We start from the raw sequence: 17,621 nt of genomic DNA, 5'->3' as shown, positions 1-17,621 counted from the left end.
GAAATCAAAAATCAGCAGATTGACAGACTTCTCTTAAATTCCTGAAAGAGAAAAGTAGACGCCAAGTTTTCTTTACTGTTTCGACAAAAGAAGTTCTTCTTTGCACACTATTATGACAACTTTCGGAAATAGATTCCTCTATAATGATAGTCAAAGGGGGAATACGTGATGAATGAATACGCAATTTATTGGATAGAAGAAAATGTAGCAAAAAATTATTATCATAAAAGTGATTTATTACATCGTTTCTTTTTAGAATGTGCTGAAAAAGAGGACGAAGTAATAATTAGAAAGCAATTTCGATTTATCACTCGAAAAATTCATTTTTACAAGTTTGCTATGCATTTAAAGACGTTTTCTTCGCCGGATATTTATGTAAAACGAATTGGAAATAGAGTGCTTGTAAAAAAAGGAGAAGAATCACTCTGCTTATATATTGAAAATGGAGAATTGATTTTAAGATGCCATCATTTAGCTGTTGCGGTGTCACTGCTTTTTCCTATATTAGAAGATATTCATCCTTATTTCTTTGTCCAAGGAAAGGATACGCCACAATATGGATGGATTTCTCCTAAATCTATAAAAGAGCTCAATGATGAAAGTCAAGTGTTGTATAATTTCCTCTAATCTAATATACTGTATTAGAGACAACACGAAGGAGGAAATTTTGTAACATGAGTACGATATGGGTAGTATTAATTGCAATTGCAGCTTTAATTGCTGGTGTTGCTCTTGGATTTTTCATTGCTAGAAAATATATGATGAACTACTTGAAAAAGAATCCGCCAATAAATGAGCAAATGCTTCGTACATTGATGATGCAAATGGGCCAAAAACCGTCACAGAAGAAAATTAATCAAATGATGCGGTCAATGAATAATCAGAATCAGTCTGGCAAATAATTCATAATTATTTTATGGACAAGCACTAAAACCACTTTTTAGAAGGTGGTTTTTCTTATTGGTCAAAAAAATAATTCAGCATAGTAAAAATTTAAATTGTACAGGATCAAAGTGCTCGGGTTTAGAAGCGCTTTGTCAGCATACATACGATGTGCGGACACGTTGGAATCAGTATATGGTCATCCAGGTAAAACGCAACGAATGGGAGTTTTTCAAAAAAAATAGTCATTCGCCTTCCCAATTTGAATGAAGCTGCATAAGTTAAAGTAGTTCAGATAGAGGAGGTTATACACATGGGTAGAGAAGAATGTTGTGATGATCGTCAAAGCTTCGGTTCAGCAGGCTTTGCGTTATTAGTTGTGTTATTTATTTTGTTGATTATTATTGGAACAGCATACTCCGGCGGCAACCAGTGCTACACGGGTGGCTACTACTGTTAATGATTAAAAAACCTGGTATTCGTGAAAGGGATTTCGATAAGCGGGCTTCTGCTTTCAAAAATCTCTTATGCACTGGCGCCCAAGCCTTTGCTCGAATGCCCTATTTGCTGAAAAACAAGAAGACGTCCTGGCGGATGAATTGCCAGGGCGTCTTTTTTCAATTAGTTTCCCAGGTTTTGCAGTGTTTTTAACGTTACTTTTTTACGTAAATAAACGTGTGCTATATCAGTAACAATGAACGTGAGAAGCAGTAAAATAAGCATAATCAGATAAACATTCGTTATATTCATATTCCAAAGAATAATCGTTATAATCCCGAAAAGAGCAATTTGCCCAAGTGAAATAAAGAAAGGGATGAATCTGCCTTTAAATAATTCCTGTTCGTCTGTCCAGTGCAGCTTCGGATGATAAACATCAATAAAGAAGTTAATCACGACGGCTAACCAATTATACAGCAGGGTAACCCCTACCCAGCCAATCAATATATGAGCTGGAATATTTACATAAATACCGACACCAATAAGCAGTAAAAACGGCAGCACAGACATAAGATAGGCAACATATAATTTTGCGTTTATCAAATGTTGAAATGGTATTGGCAAAAATAAATTTAATTTTATGCTTGCTCCTTCTCTGGAAATAGCAGTGGAAGCTGTTACATTCGTACTTAATAAAAAAATCGATATCATAAATAAGATCAGAAAAAGATTTTTTTCTGGTGCAGCAGGGACATACGCTGCCAGATCATTTCCCATATCCAAAAATAGAATCACCGTTATAAATACCGGGAAAAATAATGCCTGAATGACACACTGCATTAGAAAAGCAGGGGTGCGAAAAATCATTTTAAATTCCTTCAGCAGATAGGTTTTTAAAATCGAACGCTGTTGTGTTAATTTTTGAGACGCTTTAGCTGATAAATTTCCTTTGCTTCCCGAACTCATTCCCCGGACGCCCTTCAAATAAAAACGTTGTCCAGCCCAAATAAATAAGAGGACACAAAGGATAAATACAGCCAAAAGTGCAAGCAGGAAAAGAAGACCGGACCAATCAGCCGCAAAATGGAGACTGCCTGCTCCAAAATAAGCCGGTGGAAAGATCATAGTTATCATTCGCAGTAATCCTTCTTGCTCCTGCATATAGGTCGTAAACGTATCAAGCATTGCGGCATCGTCCATGTTGAGACGAACAAGTACGTTAACGAGAATAACAAATAGTAAGGAACCGATACCCATAAAGATTTTGGAGCGATCCTTGTTTTTGGCGATATTGACATAACGCATGATAAACATCAGGATAACCGCTACAAGACTAAATGGAATAATTGGAAAAATGATAAACAAAATGAAGCCATAGACATAAAATAGGATAGGCGCACTGCTGATGCTTCCATACATAAAGAAAAATGGCAAAAATAAAAGTGCTGCAATGCCATAATTATAAATTAACGGATTTGCTGCTTTGCCAATCAATAATTGATAAGGATGTACCGGCAGCGGAATATAAGCTGTAATATCATCAGAAAAATAAAAAGCAGATAAAATCATAATAAATGAAAGGAAAAACAGGATAACTGCAATAAAAAGCAATGCCAAACCAAGAAGCATACTTTCCTGATTTACTTCAGCCAGCATGTGATAAGCATATGTAACCATAGAATTTATTCCTTGCATGAGCATAATAAAAAATGGAATAAGAATCAGGGAAACAATAATATAAATCCATGCATTACTTTGTTTGCCTGCTGAAGAATATTGCATCCTTAACATTATTTTTGTAATTGTCCATGTATTACGCATCATTGGTCAGCTCCAAAAATACATTTTCCAGAGATTGGTCGGTTTGAAATTCTGCCTGCAGTTCATCAATTGTTCCATAAAATAAAAGCTCTCCGTGATTAATAATTGCCACTTCATCACAGAGCTGTTCCACGACCTCCAGGCCATGACTGGAGAAGAAAACCGTATTTCCTTTATCAGCGTGTTCCCGCATCATTTGTTTTAAAGCATAGGACGATTTTGGATCCAGACCAGTTAATGGTTCGTCTAAAATCCAAATATCCGGATCGTGCAGCAGTACAGAAGTAACCATTATTTTTTGCCGCATTCCATGAGAGTAACTCTGAATATAATTTCCCAAGGCATGGTCGATTGAAAATTGTTTTGTATAATAGGCTATCTTTTCCTGCCGCACGTCCTCAGGAACCTGATAAATATCAGCAATAAAATTAAGGTATTCCAGGCCTTTTAGCCTCAGAAAAATATCAGAACGGTCTGGAACAAATCCAAAAATCTCTTTTGCCTTTAAGGGCTCTTTGTCAATATCAATGCCATTTAAAGTAATTGTTCCTTTATCGATGGGTAAGATACCGGTCATCATATTGATTGTGGTAGATTTCCCAGCGCCATTTGGTCCAAGAAAGCCGACGATTTTTCCATCTGGGATGGTCAATGATAAATCTTGGATAATATGATGATGTCCATCAAAGCTTTTATTGATTCGAGAAATTTCTATCATCAAAAAACCTCCATTTCTACATGAATATCAGAAATTGTATTGTAAGGTAAATATAAACTTATCGTAACATGCGGCTGGTTTTTCGCAAAATCAATTTTCCATTTTTAAGAAATAAAAGTCATTTTCTTTTTGAGGGGGGGGGTTGGGTTTATCTGTTTGTACATGATAGCAACAGCACAATTTCTTTTTTTAAAAGGCGATGCTAATACAGGAAAAGGTAAGATACTGTTCGTTTCAGAATGGTTGTGTTAGAATTTACAATGGACTCTGGATATGAAACATCATTTAAATGTAATGGATTTTTTATAAAGTATTGCGTATATAGAAGATAGAAAGGAAGAAATACGAATGATAACAAGAAAAAGTAAGCGGGAAGTTCAGCAAATGCAGGAAGCAGCTGATTTGCTGGTAGCCACACATAAAGAAATCGCAAAACGGATCAAACCGGGCGTAACAACACTGGAATTGGACGCATTTGTAGAAAGATTTTTAGAAGAGCATGGAGCAACGCCGGAGCAAAAAGGCTATAATGGCTACCCTTATGCGATTTGCGCTTCTTTAAATGATGAAATTTGTCATGGCTTTCCAACAGATAGCCCCTTAGAAGACGGGGATATTGTAACGATTGATATGGTTGTTAATTTAAATGGAGGCTTGGCTGATTCTGCGTGGACATATGCTGTCGGCAATGTAGACGAAAAAGGGCAGAAGCTGATTGACGTCACGAAGGAAGCGTTGTACAAAGGTTTGGCTCAGGCAAAGCACGGCAATCGTTTAGGTGATATAGGGCATGCGATTCAAACGTATGCAGAGGCGGAAGGTTTTTCAGTTGTACGTGATTTTACAGGGCATGGAATTGGGCCGACGATTCATGAAGATCCGCATGTGCCTCATTACGGTCTTCCCAATAAAGGCATTCGTTTAAAAGAAGGAATGGTTATAACGATTGAACCAATGGTTAATGAGGGCGACTGGCGCAGCAAGATGGACGATAATGGCTGGACTGCAAGAACGGTTGATAAAGGACGCTCTGCCCAGTTTGAACATCAAATCGTTGTTACGAAGGAAGAGCCGATTATTTTAACAGAGCAGGATAAATAATAAAAATACTCCCTAATGAGTGAGCATGAAATTTCACATTAGGGAGTATTTTTTTTTGTTATTTTTTCGCTGTTCGGGCTCCAAATAAAATAGTAATCACGGGGCTTAACAAGCAGAAAAATGCAAAAGGCAGGTAGGCCAGTACAGGAATGCCTAAGACATCTGCGATAAACACCCCGCATACGCTCCAGGGAACAAGCGGATTAATCACTGTTCCTGCATCTTCCAACGTACGGGATAATGCTTTTTTCGTTAACCCGGCTCTTTCATAAATCTGCTGAAATGTTTCGCCGGTTAACAGAATAGATAAGTACTGCTCCCCGATAAAAACATTCACTCCAATTGCTGTCCCTGCAGTGGAAGTGATGATTGACCTTGTTCTTTTAAGTCTTTTTTGCAGTGCTTCTAAAATGGCCGGCAAAATACCAGTAACAAACAACAATCCGCCAAAGCTTAGAGCGAGAAGTACAAGGGCGATCGTAAAGAACATGCTTTCCAGGCCGCCTTTTGTAATTAATTCATTAACAGGATCAAAATCAGAATTTCCAGTATAGCCGCCAAACCAGATAGCAGGAATAGCGCTTAAAGGAAATTTATTAACAACAATCGCAATGATACTGGCAATGACACTGCTTATAGATAAAGATAAGAAAGCAGACAATTTAAAAATCGTACAGCCAATCAATACAATCAATGGAACCCAGGAACTCCAATGTATCAATCCTGTTCCTTGTAATGCCTCCTGATACTGTGCAATATTATTGCTGGCCTGGGAGTCGCTGGGGGATAGTATTGCAAAACCTATAAACGAAATAATAAATGCAGGAATCGTTGTTAAACTAATATGTTTAATATGTTCAAATAAATCTACACCGACGATTGTTGAAGCAAGGTTGGTTGTATCAGATAATGGAGACATTTTATCACCAAAAAAAGCTCCGGAAACAATTGCCCCCGCTGTAATCGCCAAAGAAGCATCCATCGCCCCGGCCATTCCTATCAGAGCAACGCCGACAGTTGCGGTAGTAGTCAGGGAGCTCCCTAAAGAGATACCAATAATACCGGTAATAGCAAAAACAACCGCGTAAAACCATGTGGTTGAGATAAGGGATAAACCAGTTGTCATCAAGACAGGAATGGTCCCGCTTATCATCCAGCTGCTGATTAGAATACCAATCACAAAGAATAAGAATACCGCTCCCATTGCAGAACCGGCCCCTAACCCCATCGCCTTTTGCATTGATTGGTAAGTAATTTTATTCCATAATCCATAACCAATCAAAATAAATATAGCGATAAGGATAGGGATATGCGGCGCGGCTTCCAGACCAATCATAAAAAAGCTGATAATCCCCACAATCAGGATAAGGAAAACGATGGAAACAAGTAATGAAGGGTGATGTTTTGCTTTAATTGAATTCATTTTATAACCTCCTTGGCTTTGCATATGTATAAGATATGCCTATTTTTCTATAAGAAATGCAAATGCTGCAGCATTATCGTTTTAAACCAATAAAAAAACTCCGCCCCTATAGACAGGGACGAAGTAAATCTCCGCGTTACCACCCTAGTTGATGCACATAAGTGCATCCGCTTGATTTCAGTGACAAGTTTTATTACAAAGCCTGTAATTCAATCATTATACACCAAGGTTTTCACCAGCCACCTTGTCTCTAATCTAACTGTCATATAATGATTTACTGCGGACTTTTACTGTCAAAACGATAGAATTGTTAATAATGACTATACAATTAATTTACTTGAATTGTCAATAAGAGATTCGAATAATTGCTGTCTAAGTATCCATTTTGTTGAAAACAACGAGTTTACATGATGCCTTTTTTCAAAGGTTGGTTTAGCTTTCTCTTTTCGCAGACAAATTCACAAGAATTCCGGCACAAACCATCATCATGATAATGGAAGAGCCTCCATAGCTGATGAATGGTAAAGTAACTCCCGTAATTGGTAAAATTCCAGAAATCGCTCCTAAATTAATCACTGCCTGGATCATAATCAGAAAAGTGATTCCTATTGCCAGTAATTGATAAAAGGAACTGGACAGCTGTTTGGCGATTAAGATACCTCTGAACAGGATAATTATATAACAGGCAAGAACTATCAGTAAGCCTGCTGCTCCGAGCTCTTCTACCGTAATTGCCATAATAAAATCGGTATGTGCTTCTGGGAGATAGCCGAGCTTCTGTGTACTGTTACCTATTCCGTTTCCCATTAATCCGCCGCTATTGATTGCAAGCAAAGAATTTGCAAGCTGATAGCCATTCTCTGAAAACTCCTCAAACGGCTGCCTGAAGGAAGTCAAACGATTCAAACGATAGGCTGAGCTTAGGGCGAAGTAAACCGTACCTATAGCAGCAACACTTCCCAATAAAAAAATATGCCGTTTCTTCACACCACTGCATGTAACAATAATTCCGCAAGCGGCCAAAATAATTCCGGCTGCTCCTAAATCAGGCTGTGATAAAATTAATAAAAAAACAAGCAGCAATATGATGATCGGAGGCAGGACGCCTTGTACGAAATGGTTGATATACGACTGTTTTTTTGCATAAATCGAAGCAAAGTAAATGACCATGGATATCTTCACCACTTCTGACGGCTGAAATAAAAACCCGCCAATCGCAATCCAGCGCTGAGAGAAGTTGCGTTCTACTCCTATATTTGGTATTAAAACAGCTATTAGCAGAATTAACGAGAGCATAACAAGCGCGGGACTCCATCTGGCATACAGTGCAGGGTTTATTAACGCAGCCAAGGTAAAGATGACTATGCCGATCAAGAGCCATTGCAGCTGTTTTACAAAAAAGTAATTTCCGCTATCATAATACATTTGTCCAATTGGAAAGCTTGCACTGTATACCATCAACAGTCCAAAAATGGATAAAATACCTACCGCAGCAATTAACAAGAAGTCCATTTTCTTCACTTTTGCCCAAAGCATATTCTCATCCTAACTGTATAAAAATCATGCCTGACTGCTCCTTTTTGAGAACAGTTCATGTTTGCATTCCATAATTGTATATTGCCGACCAGACTGATCATTATTGAAATACTTAAAAATCAAGGTTTTTGGTAGTTCCTATTAAATATACTAGGGCTGTTGACATTTCGTCAAATAGTGCAGCGTTTTTCTCCCGGATTGTAATAAAAAGAGTACGTGAAACGAGGTTTAAAATGCTTGTTCGTGATATGCGGGCTGTACTTGGACTATAAGAAGGGTTCGTAATTAGCCAGTATTCACTGTCAGGGATGGAAGGGGGGGAGGAAGAGATAAAAAACGAATGGTAACTTTGACGACAGGAGTAACAGAGTACTTTCCTGCTATCGACATTGGACGAAATTGTTTTGACAGAGGAGTAAATGTAGCTTCATTTTATAAAAAAGAAAATACAAATATTAAAATGAACCATTCTCTAAGAATATAGAAAATGGTTCATTTTTGTTTCTGCAGTTTATTTTTTATTTTCTTCATAAGGTTCAATATGAATCAATGCGTGATTTATTCCGTATTCTTTGTAAAGGTATTCCTCAATATGCTCTGTGATAGCATGGCTGTCAACAACATTTAAGGTGGGGTCCACTAAAATAGTTATATCTAACAGCTCTTGATTGCCGTGAATACGGCCTTTAATATCAACAACCTCCCGTACATTTTTAAAGGTGCGGATAGCTTCCTTCATTTCATCTAATTTCTTATAATCAAATCCATCTGTCAGCGTAACAGTAGAATCTTTAAAAATATCCCATGCTGTTTTGCAGATGATTAATCCGACCAATATCGCTACAATCGGATCTAACCAAAATAGTCCGAATTGGGCTCCGATAATGCCGATAAATACGCCAATACTTACAAAAGCGTCTGAACGGTTATCCATTGCTGCCGCATAAAGTGCACTGCTTCCAATTTTTTTGGACAGTTTTAAATTATAACGGAAGACACCCAGCATAACGAATGCTGCGAATATAGCTACCCATGCTGTCAGCATATCAGGCTGTTCATAATCGGATGCGTAAAGTGTCCGGCCTGCAGTAAATATGACTTGAAGACCGATAAACATCATAATAAAAGCGGCAAATAGAGAAGCGATACTTTCTGCACGGTAATGGCCGTAGCGGTGGACGGAATCTGCAGGTTTGACCGCTATTTTTAATCCGACTAATACAGCAACGGAAGCAATAATATCGGTAAAGTTATTTAAACCGTCAGCGCGCAGCCCTTCTGAATTTCCGATAGAAGCAATATACAGTTTTAAAATAGCTAAAAAAACATAAGCAATAATACTGAGCCAAGCCCCTTTTTCTCCGGTTTTTAAGTTTTCATTATGATTATTCATCTTCAATCCCACCATATTCTAAAATTAACTAGAAATTTCCATACCATATTCAAGTTAGCTTATATAGTCTATCAAATCACTTGCTGGTGGGTCTAGAGAAAAATAACAGACCACAGGAAGAGTTATTGAGAGTTGTAAGCATATTTTCCTTTGGGAAACAATCATTGCTATGGCAGTATTTATTATTTCTTTTTATATATAAAATGATTCAGAAAATAAGGCGCTTGCATAGGTGAAAATAAACAAGAAAAAAATGGATAATATTTATAAGTTGAAATTTATTGAAAGTTTGTGCATAATGGGTAAAAGGCTTTAAGGGGGAACTTCCATGAAACAAGAAAAAGTCGTATACCGTTTTTTTCAGTATGTAGGAGAACCGTTAACAGCACGAAAAGAAATGGCATTTGAAGAGAAGCTTGCTGCTCAATTATTATTGGACAAACTTGTATTTAAATGGAACAAATCTCATTTAGAAGAAGAAATAAATCAAGCCATTGAAACAAATAATTATGTAGATTTTAAAAAATATAGTGAAGCTTATAAACAATATGTGTGGGAAGATTAACTATAAAGGTATAGGTGCCGGAAATTAAGTGCGCCTATACCTTTTTATTTTAAATATGACTGTTGCATTTTTGCCCGTTCACAGTATAAAAATAGTTATGAAAGCATTTATGTTAACATCTCCTTTTACAGAAAAGACGGAATATAGGTTTTTTTAAGAAATAATGTTAAATTTAAAAAATAGATGGGATTAACCAAATACATCCATTATAATGCAAGTAAAGGAGGGGGATAAGGTGGACGCAAAATCGAGAAAGAAAATACAGCGCAGCTGGATGATGTACGATTTCGGGAATTCAGCTTTTGCAACAACGATGATGGCTGCAGTACTACCCGTTTATTATTCAACAGTAGCTGCATCAGGTCTGGATGATCATTTAGCAACAAGCTATTGGGGATATTCACAATCTATCTCTGTGCTGATTGTAGCTATTCTTGCACCGATACTTGGTGCCATCAGTGATTTTTCAGCAGCAAAGAAAAAATTTCTTCGTTTTTTCGCATTTATGGGGATTATTGCAAGTATTTTAATGATCTTCATCAGTGAAGGAGATTATTTACTGGCCTCTTTACTATTCATTATTGGTTCGATTGGATTTTCGGGCGGTAATATTTTTTATGATGGATTTTTACCGGAGATTGCTGAAAAAGAAGAGATGGACAAAGTATCATCAGGCGGTTTTGCCTATGGATATATTGGAGGCGGTATTTTATTAGCTGTTAATGTGATGATGATATTAAACCCACCCTGGTTCGGGATTCCTGATACAGAATGGGCAACCAGAATTTCGCTTGCTTCTGTAGGTATCTGGTGGCTGATTTTTACGATTCCGCTCCTGAAAAATATAAAAGAAGAGAAAAAAGAGAAAGTGAAGCGGGAAAAATCATATATAGCCATTGGTTTTTCCAGAGTCGGAAACACCTTCCGGGAGATAAAGCAATTTAAACAGCTGGCTATTTTCCTGATTGCATTTTGGCTTTATAATGATGGAATTTCTACCATCATCCGAATGGCAACGGTTTATGGAAGTGAGATTGGGATTGGTCAGAATGATTTGATTATTGCTTTATTGATTACCCAATTTGTCGGCATACCATTTACCTTCTTTTTCGGTTGGCTGGCAACAAAGATTACAGCAAAGAAAGCATTATTTATTACATTATACATTTATTTAGGGATTGTCATTATTGGTTATTTTATGAGCACTGCTCTTCATTTTTATATGCTGGCAATTATTGTAGGAATGGTTCAAGGAGGAGCACAATCATTGAGCCGATCCATTTTTGGACGTATGATACCAACTGGAAAGCATGCGGAGTTTTTTGGATTTTATGGTATTTCATCCAAGTTCGCGGCCGTAGTCGGTCCATTTATATTTGCGCTTATTGGACAATTGACGGGAAACAGCCGCTTAGGCATTTTATCGCTTATTTTCTTCTTTATTATCGGAATCATTCTCTTGAAATTCGTGGATATTGATAAAGGAATAGAAGAGGCAAGGAGAGCTTCGAATAAAAAAGAGGAAGTCAACATACGCCCGCAATAAAGATAAGCACATGCTGTCTGGTTCAATACTACTCCCGGCATGTGCTTATTTTTATTATATAATTGGTACACTGAAGCGGTTTGTATCATAATTAGCTACAGGTGTGCCGGTATCATATGAAATATTGCCGATACGGCGGATGAGCTGCGCTTTTACTGATTCTCCACCTTCATTCCAATAATCCGTAACTAAAGGAAGCAGGCTGACGGCATCATTTAATGCATCCGTATATAACTCTTCAAAGCTCTCCTCCCGTTTTTCTCCAGTAGCTGCATGCACCCACGGCTTATTTTCTTCATTAAGATAATCAATATTTTCATGGATGGGCTGATGAGAATAAGAACGGATAAAGGCTTTTAAGATTTTATTTTTCCAGCCGCCCGGGTCTGCAAAAAGTTTTTGAGCAGTAATCATATCCTGATAAGCAATCTGGATATCCTTCGTCTGAAAAGATAATTCGGGGTAAAACCTGCGGATAGCATCATCTAATATGTATAAAATGGATACAGGCAATGTGTCGCCAACATTGATTTCTGCATATGCCGGATGCTTCCACAGTTCCATTTTACGCGTGTCTAAAGCCATTTTCGTATCAATAAGGGTTTCCAACTTTTGGTGTTTACTGCCCTGATACCCGGCCCGGTAATGGATATAAGGGTGTGTATGACGGTCCAGCAGATGATGGGTGATAAAACCCGCCACATAGGCTTTTACTTCATCAGGCCCTTCCTGAGCCTGTTCAATCAGGTACATTAGAAAAGGGCCGCATTCTTTTGTGTGCAATGTGTTGCCGATTCCCTGTCCGGTCTTTTGACTGGAAAGCCATGGCCAGAATCGGTAATAAAAGAAAGGGTCAGGTCCTTGAGCGCCTAGAAAGAGAGTATGTCTGGAAGGGGAATGGTGGATATCCCAGGATAAAGCATTGCAAGCATCTTCTGCGAAAAAAATATGTGTCCAGATATTCGGCATGATTTATTCTTCCTTTCTTCAATTTAATTGGTATACGTAAAAATAGCGGATATTCTCTGGAAATATGCTTATTCTTATCATATCATGAAAAAGAAATCGAAAAAAATCAAAAAATTTGATACACTAGATATGATTCGAGGAAAAGTTCAAGGAGGAATTAGGATGGATTATCGTGTTGAAAGAGATACTACTGGGGAAATCAAGGTTCCGGCCGACAAATATTGGGGAGCGCAGACACAACGCAGTAAACAGAATTTCCCGATCGGTCAGGAAACAATGCCTGTCGAAATCATTAAAGCGTTTGCAATTTTAAAAAGAAGTACAGCTGTTGCCAACTTTGAACTGGGGTTAATGGAGGAAGAAAAAGCGGAAGCAATAAAATATGCTGCAGACCAAGTATTAGCAGATAAATTAAATGACCATTTTCCATTAGTAGTATGGCAAACAGGAAGCGGAACACAGTCAAATATGAATGTAAATGAAGTATTGGCGTATGTTGGTAATCAATGGCTGCAAGAGCAGGGGAGCGAGTTAAAACTTCATCCGAATGATGATGTAAATAAATCACAAAGTTCAAATGATACATACCCTACAGCGATGCATGTAGCAGCTGTATTGAAATTGGAAGATACCGTACTTCCTGCCGTGAAGCAACTCAAGGATACACTGGAAGAAAAACAAAATAAATTTACAGACATTGTAAAAATAGGACGGACCCACTTGCAGGACGCAACACCATTGACGCTGGGCCAGGAAATCAGCGGCTGGCACCGGATGTTAGAAAAATCATATACCATGATTAAAGAGAGCAATGAACATCTGCGGGAGCTGGCTATTGGCGGAACAGCTGTCGGAACTGGTTTAAATGCACATCCGGATTTTTCAGAAAAGGTTTGTAAAGCTATTTCAGCATATACTGGTAAAACATTTATTTCTGCTAAAAACAAATTTCATGCATTAACGAGCCATGATGAGACGGTTTATGCGCATGGTGCGTTAAAGGGTCTTGCTGCAGACATGATGAAAATTGCTAATGATGTACGCTGGTTAGCGAGCGGACCGCGCTGTGGTATTGGAGAAATTACGATACCGGCAAATGAGCCTGGAAGCTCGATCATGCCAGGAAAAGTAAATCCGACACAAAGTGAAGCAGTAACGATGGTAGCGACACAGGTGATGGGAAATGATGCGGCAATCGGATTTGCTGCCAGTCAGGGGAATTTTGAATTAAACGTCTTCAAACCGGTGATTGCTTATAACTTCCTGCAATCCAGCCAATTGCTGGCAGATAGCATTCTTTCCTTTGATGAGCGCTGTGCGGTCGGAATTGAAGCGGATCTGGAGCAAATTGAGAAAAACCTGCATGGATCATTAATGCTAGTAACTGCTTTAAACCCGCATATCGGTTATGAAAATGCTGCAAAAATCGCCAAAACAGCATTTGCAGATAATGCAACATTAAAAGAGACAGCAGTTAAGCTTGGTTTATTGACTGCTGAACAATTTGACGAGTATGTAAGACCAGAAGAAATGACACATCCCAAATAAGCTTAGAGAGCAGTACTTTTGAATACGAATATGAAGCAATGAAAAAGCTGAACCCATGCACAGGGTTCAGCTTTTTTAATTTCCAAAAATTAGCTATCATAAGTTGGGCGAAACTGCAGAAGATACTTGTACAGGAGGTGATAATCATGGCAAACAACAATTCAAACCAATTAGTAGTGCCTGGAGTACAACAAGCTCTTGATCAAATGAAATATGAAATCGCTCAAGAATTTGGTGTAAACCTTGGTGCAGATTCAACTTCTCGTGCAAACGGTTCTGTAGGTGGAGAAATCACAAAACGCCTAGTGCAGACTGCTCAACAACAAATGCATGGTAAATAATTTTATTAAATAAAATATTACTGGCTAAAAAGGGGAACTTATAATGAGTTCCCCTTTACCAATATCTCCTGTCTTAACGTATCCGCTGTTCACTCTCATTATCAAAGAAGTGAACCTTATTCATATCAAAGGAAAGCTCTAATTCATCCCCGCCTTGAATATCTGCACGAGAATCGACGCGCGCAACAAATTCCTGATTATTGATACTGGAATAAAGAATAGATTCTGCTCCCATCAATTCCGCAACCTCAATTTTAGCTGTCAGTTTAGACTCAGGAGAGGATTCTAAGAAGACTAATTCATCATGAATATCTTCCGGGCGAACGCCGATAGTCAGTTCTTTTCCTTCATAGCCCTGCTCTTTCAGCGGTGCAAGCTTTGGCTGCGGAATCAGGAAGGAATGATCACCGATTTGGAACTTGTCTCCCTGTAATGTGCCAGTAAAGAAATTCATAGATGGCGATCCGATAAACCCGCCTACAAAAATGTTTTCCGGTAAGTCATAAACATCCTTAGGAGCACCAACCTGCTGAATAACGCCATCTTTCATTACAACCAGTCTTGTTGCCATTGTCATTGCTTCGGTCTGGTCGTGAGTCACATAGATAGTCGTGGTTTGCAGACGCTGGTGCAGCTTTTGAATCTCTGCACGCATTTGCACACGCAATTTTGCATCCAGGTTAGATAAAGGTTCGTCCATCAGGAATACCTTGGCATCCCGGACAATCGCACGCCCTAAAGCAACACGCTGTCTTTGTCCGCCGGATAATGCTTTTGGTTTTCTGTCTAAGTACGCTTCTAATCCTAAAATTTTAGCTGCTTGATCAACACGCTTTTTGATTTCTTCTTTTTTAAATTTGCGAAGCTTAAGTCCGAATGCCATATTATCATATACATTCATATGAGGGTATAAGGCATAGTTTTGGAATACCATTGCGATATCTCGATCTTTTGGTGAAACATCATTCATTAATTTCTCATCAATATACAGTTCCCCGTCAGATATTTCTTCCAAGCCGGCAATCATACGCAATGTAGTTGATTTCCCGCACCCGGATGGCCCGACGAATACAATAAATTCCTTATCTTGAATATGTAGGTTGAAATCTTTTACCGCCAATACATCCTTATCGTATTTCTTTTGAATATGATTTAATTTTAATTCTGCCATGATGACATCTCCTTAAAATGATTTAGTGTTAAAACAAAATGAAAGCGTTTTTCTTATGTTTTTAATTTTACTGAAAAAGCTGTAAAAACAATATGGAGATGTTGCACAAAATTATGACTGGATATTGTGCATATTTGCTAAAATGGCTAAATAAACGGTAAATGCATTATCAAACTGCTTGATATCAATGCCTGTACTTTCATAAAATTTATCGAGTCGATATTGCAGGCTGTTCCTGTGGATATATAAATTTTTTGCTGTTTCAGATACATTTAAATTACATTGAATAAACATTCGAATCGTTTCTAAAGCCTCCGGGTCTGTTAAAAACTCTTTCAAAACCCATTCACTTAATTGCTGCCGCTGCTTATGGGAAAGGATTTCAATAAGAAACGAAGGGTACACCTCGGTATAATCAATCACAGCCGTGTCCATTTTTCGAAAGCTTCTTTCTGCCATGGCGGTAATTTGTTCTATGCAGTCTGCCAAGTCTTTATCATTTTCTAAATAGGGGCCGATGAAAAACATGATTTTCACATATAATTCACCTGTTAATGTATCAGCGATCTGGTGATAAGTGATTCCCTCCTCTAAAAAGCTGGCCGGTTCCTCGATAATAAACCCTTCATTTGTATGATTCCATAATATAGATAAATCTCCTGAAAAAAATTCCTGTAACGTTTTTTTGAATACATTTGTATCAATGTGTCCTTGTTCGATTCGAAAAAAAATAAAACGGTAGCGCCCGGCTTTACCAAGGTTTTCGTCTTTTTGCCGGTGAATCCGTGCTTCCCATTGTTTTTCTTTAGGTGTTTGAATGGGCAATTGAATATGGTAAGAAGTCAGAAAAGTGCCCAGAAGGATTTTATCTCTCTCTGTTAATTCTTTATTATCAATACCAATAACGGTATTCTCTAATTTGTACCACTTAAAATCAGGATTCATTTCTTTCTGGTTTTTGGGAAGCTCTGTCAAACTGGGGTAAAGCTTCTTTAATCGTTGTAAATGCAATCGTATTCCTCCTTTTAAGCTGAGACAGCAGTTTATTGCATGCTGCTTTTATTATACTATGAAAAACACAGGATTTATTTTTTAATCCAGTAAATAGATATGGCTATACATACGTTAACAGCTTTGTTATAGTAGCAAGAGACGATGAAGGAGGAGTTATATTAATGTCAAATTTACAAGAACAAGCAAATCAATTAGAACAAGCACTTCGTGAAAGCAAAGAATTTCAGGATTTAAAACAAGCTTATGAAGCAGTAATGTCTGACGAAATTGCAAAGCAAATGTTTGAAAACTTCCGTGAAACACAATTAAACCTGCAGGAAAAGCATATGCAAGGTCAAGATATTTCTGAAGAAGAAATTGAAAAAGCAAGACAAATCGTTGAGACGGTTCAACAGCATGATGCCATCTCAAAATTAATGGAAGAAGAGCAGAAACTAAACAATGTGATTAATGAAATCTCTCAAACCATTACAAAACCATTAGAAGAACTTTATGGTGCAGCTGAATAAAAATGAATGGATAAATCCCTGCCGCTGCTTTACCTTTTGCAGCAGCAGGGATTTTAACTTTTTAACGATGAAAGAGCACCAGCTTAGCATTTGAGCTGACACATCGATGTGTATGTTCAGCGTACCCCTCTTTATCCAGCTTTTCCTTTCCAATTTCCTTTGCTTCTGCATGCGTGGAAGCATCAAATTGTGTATCAAGCAGTTTTTCTCCTGATTGTGAAAATACCGTTAAATAATATGTCCCCATCGAATGACCTCCTCCAAAATGTAATCGCTTTACTCTAAATTATAAAACAAATGAAATACTTCTTGCAATATATATGAATTAGTATTCATTTTTTGAAAGAAGTAAGAATGTTTATAAAAATAGCTGAAATTAATCGCTCCAATGGGTTTCATGGGGGAGTAATCTTAGGCCCCAAAATACACACTTCGCTTCCCATAGGCCCGAGCTCATCTCCTTTAAAGAAGACATAGCGATTGGCAAGCCGACAGGCACAGACAGAGCTAAAGTCGCACTTATGCCCTAAGGGTAGAAAAAAAGAAGTTCACTTTTTTCCTGCGGGGTCTTCACCCTGCGCATTCCCACAGGAGTCTCCGTGTATTTCTTCTGGGACTGCGATTACTCCTCCCATCAAAAAGCGTC

The 17,621-nt window shown here is 38.0% G+C and carries 18 protein-coding genes; 9 read left to right on the top strand and 9 right to left on the bottom strand.

What is annotated here, in order from left to right; genetic code table 11:
• Positions 1 to 168: 168 nt before the first annotated feature.
• The 3 genes from sirA to MKX55_RS13635 all read left to right on the top strand — a co-directional run bounded on the left by sirA (position 169) and on the right by MKX55_RS13635 (position 1,342).
• Positions 169 to 627, top strand: coding sequence for a sporulation inhibitor of replication protein SirA (gene sirA, locus MKX55_RS13645; RefSeq protein WP_339177839.1), 459 nt, complete (start codon positions 169 to 171; stop codon positions 625 to 627).
• Between the two features lie 47 nt (positions 628 to 674).
• Complete coding sequence (locus tag MKX55_RS13640) at positions 675 to 902, top strand: YneF family protein (protein ID WP_339177836.1); 228 nt, start codon at positions 675 to 677, stop codon at positions 900 to 902.
• A 293-nt stretch (positions 903 to 1,195) separates the two neighbouring features.
• Positions 1,196 to 1,342: a YjcZ family sporulation protein gene (locus tag MKX55_RS13635; protein ID WP_339177834.1), complete on the top strand. Its 147-nt coding sequence runs from the start codon at positions 1,196 to 1,198 to the stop codon at positions 1,340 to 1,342.
• Between the two features lie 161 nt (positions 1,343 to 1,503).
• Here MKX55_RS13635 and MKX55_RS13630 read toward each other — a convergent pair whose 3' ends face one another.
• Together MKX55_RS13630 and MKX55_RS13625 are read right to left on the bottom strand one after the other, a co-directional pair.
• The gene (locus tag MKX55_RS13630; RefSeq protein ID WP_339233240.1) at positions 1,504 to 3,144 is read right to left on the bottom strand and encodes a hypothetical protein; all 1,641 of its coding nucleotides are present in this window, start codon (positions 3,142 to 3,144) and stop codon (positions 1,504 to 1,506) included.
• A complete protein-coding gene (locus MKX55_RS13625) occupies positions 3,134 to 3,859 on the bottom strand; it encodes an ABC transporter ATP-binding protein (protein WP_339233239.1) in 726 nt (241 codons plus the stop codon). The genes MKX55_RS13630 and MKX55_RS13625 overlap by 11 nt, the downstream gene beginning before the upstream one ends.
• Before the next feature lie 348 nt (positions 3,860 to 4,207).
• Between MKX55_RS13625 and map the strand changes: the two genes are divergently transcribed.
• Positions 4,208 to 4,960, top strand: coding sequence for a type I methionyl aminopeptidase (map, locus tag MKX55_RS13620; protein ID WP_339177829.1), 753 nt, complete (start codon positions 4,208 to 4,210; stop codon positions 4,958 to 4,960).
• A gap of 58 nt (positions 4,961 to 5,018) precedes the next feature.
• Here map and nhaC read toward each other — a convergent pair whose 3' ends face one another.
• From nhaC to MKX55_RS13605, 3 genes are all read right to left on the bottom strand, one after another.
• The gene (gene nhaC, locus MKX55_RS13615; RefSeq protein WP_339233237.1) at positions 5,019 to 6,383 is read right to left on the bottom strand and encodes a Na+/H+ antiporter NhaC; all 1,365 of its coding nucleotides are present in this window, start codon (positions 6,381 to 6,383) and stop codon (positions 5,019 to 5,021) included.
• Between the two features lie 432 nt (positions 6,384 to 6,815).
• Positions 6,816 to 7,919, bottom strand: coding sequence for a putative lipid II flippase FtsW (gene ftsW, locus MKX55_RS13610; protein ID WP_339233235.1), 1,104 nt, complete (start codon positions 7,917 to 7,919; stop codon positions 6,816 to 6,818).
• A 511-nt stretch (positions 7,920 to 8,430) separates the two neighbouring features.
• Complete coding sequence (locus MKX55_RS13605) at positions 8,431 to 9,312, bottom strand: cation diffusion facilitator family transporter (protein ID WP_339177821.1); 882 nt, start codon at positions 9,310 to 9,312, stop codon at positions 8,431 to 8,433.
• 328 nt (positions 9,313 to 9,640) lie between these two features.
• Between MKX55_RS13605 and MKX55_RS13600 the strand changes: the two genes are divergently transcribed.
• On the top strand, positions 9,641 to 9,877 hold the full coding sequence (locus tag MKX55_RS13600; protein ID WP_339233234.1) for an IDEAL domain-containing protein: 237 nt from the start codon (positions 9,641 to 9,643) through the stop codon (positions 9,875 to 9,877).
• A 235-nt stretch (positions 9,878 to 10,112) separates the two neighbouring features.
• Complete coding sequence (locus MKX55_RS13595) at positions 10,113 to 11,423, top strand: MFS transporter (RefSeq protein WP_339233233.1); 1,311 nt, start codon at positions 10,113 to 10,115, stop codon at positions 11,421 to 11,423.
• Between the two features lie 54 nt (positions 11,424 to 11,477).
• Here MKX55_RS13595 and MKX55_RS13590 read toward each other — a convergent pair whose 3' ends face one another.
• Positions 11,478 to 12,392 carry a zinc dependent phospholipase C family protein gene (locus MKX55_RS13590; protein ID WP_339233232.1) on the bottom strand — a complete coding sequence of 305 codons (915 nt, stop codon included), beginning with the start codon at positions 12,390 to 12,392 and terminating at the stop codon, positions 11,478 to 11,480.
• 162 nt (positions 12,393 to 12,554) lie between these two features.
• Between MKX55_RS13590 and fumC the strand changes: the two genes are divergently transcribed.
• Both fumC and MKX55_RS13580 read left to right on the top strand, forming a co-directional pair.
• Complete coding sequence (gene fumC, locus MKX55_RS13585) at positions 12,555 to 13,940, top strand: class II fumarate hydratase (protein ID WP_339233230.1); 1,386 nt, start codon at positions 12,555 to 12,557, stop codon at positions 13,938 to 13,940.
• Positions 13,941 to 14,086: 146 nt separating this feature from the next.
• Positions 14,087 to 14,281 carry an alpha/beta-type small acid-soluble spore protein gene (locus MKX55_RS13580; RefSeq protein ID WP_040981996.1) on the top strand — a complete coding sequence of 65 codons (195 nt, stop codon included), beginning with the start codon at positions 14,087 to 14,089 and terminating at the stop codon, positions 14,279 to 14,281.
• Between the two features lie 73 nt (positions 14,282 to 14,354).
• On the opposite strand, the gene ugpC is transcribed toward MKX55_RS13580, so the two are convergent.
• Positions 14,355 to 15,452: a sn-glycerol-3-phosphate ABC transporter ATP-binding protein UgpC gene (gene ugpC / locus MKX55_RS13575; RefSeq protein WP_339177808.1), complete on the bottom strand. Its 1,098-nt coding sequence runs from the start codon at positions 15,450 to 15,452 to the stop codon at positions 14,355 to 14,357.
• A 111-nt stretch (positions 15,453 to 15,563) separates the two neighbouring features.
• Positions 15,564 to 16,463 (bottom strand): helix-turn-helix domain-containing protein, encoded by a 900-nt coding sequence (locus MKX55_RS13570; RefSeq protein WP_339233229.1) that lies wholly within the window; start codon positions 16,461 to 16,463, stop codon positions 15,564 to 15,566.
• Positions 16,464 to 16,627: 164 nt separating this feature from the next.
• On the opposite strand from MKX55_RS13570, the gene MKX55_RS13565 reads away from it, so the two are divergent.
• On the top strand, positions 16,628 to 16,975 hold the full coding sequence (locus tag MKX55_RS13565) for a YlbF family regulator (RefSeq protein WP_042534660.1): 348 nt from the start codon (positions 16,628 to 16,630) through the stop codon (positions 16,973 to 16,975).
• 61 nt (positions 16,976 to 17,036) lie between these two features.
• On the opposite strand, the gene MKX55_RS13560 is transcribed toward MKX55_RS13565, so the two are convergent.
• Positions 17,037 to 17,222: a YhzD family protein gene (locus MKX55_RS13560; RefSeq protein WP_339233228.1), complete on the bottom strand. Its 186-nt coding sequence runs from the start codon at positions 17,220 to 17,222 to the stop codon at positions 17,037 to 17,039.
• Positions 17,223 to 17,621 lie beyond the last annotated feature (399 nt).

It is taken from the genome of Oceanobacillus sp. FSL W7-1281, assembly GCF_037969835.1.
Taxonomy (GTDB): Bacteria; Bacillota; Bacilli; order Bacillales; family Amphibacillaceae; genus Oceanobacillus; species Oceanobacillus oncorhynchi.
Note: the sequence above shows the minus strand (reverse complement) of the source record. Positions and strands in the feature narration are given on the sequence as shown.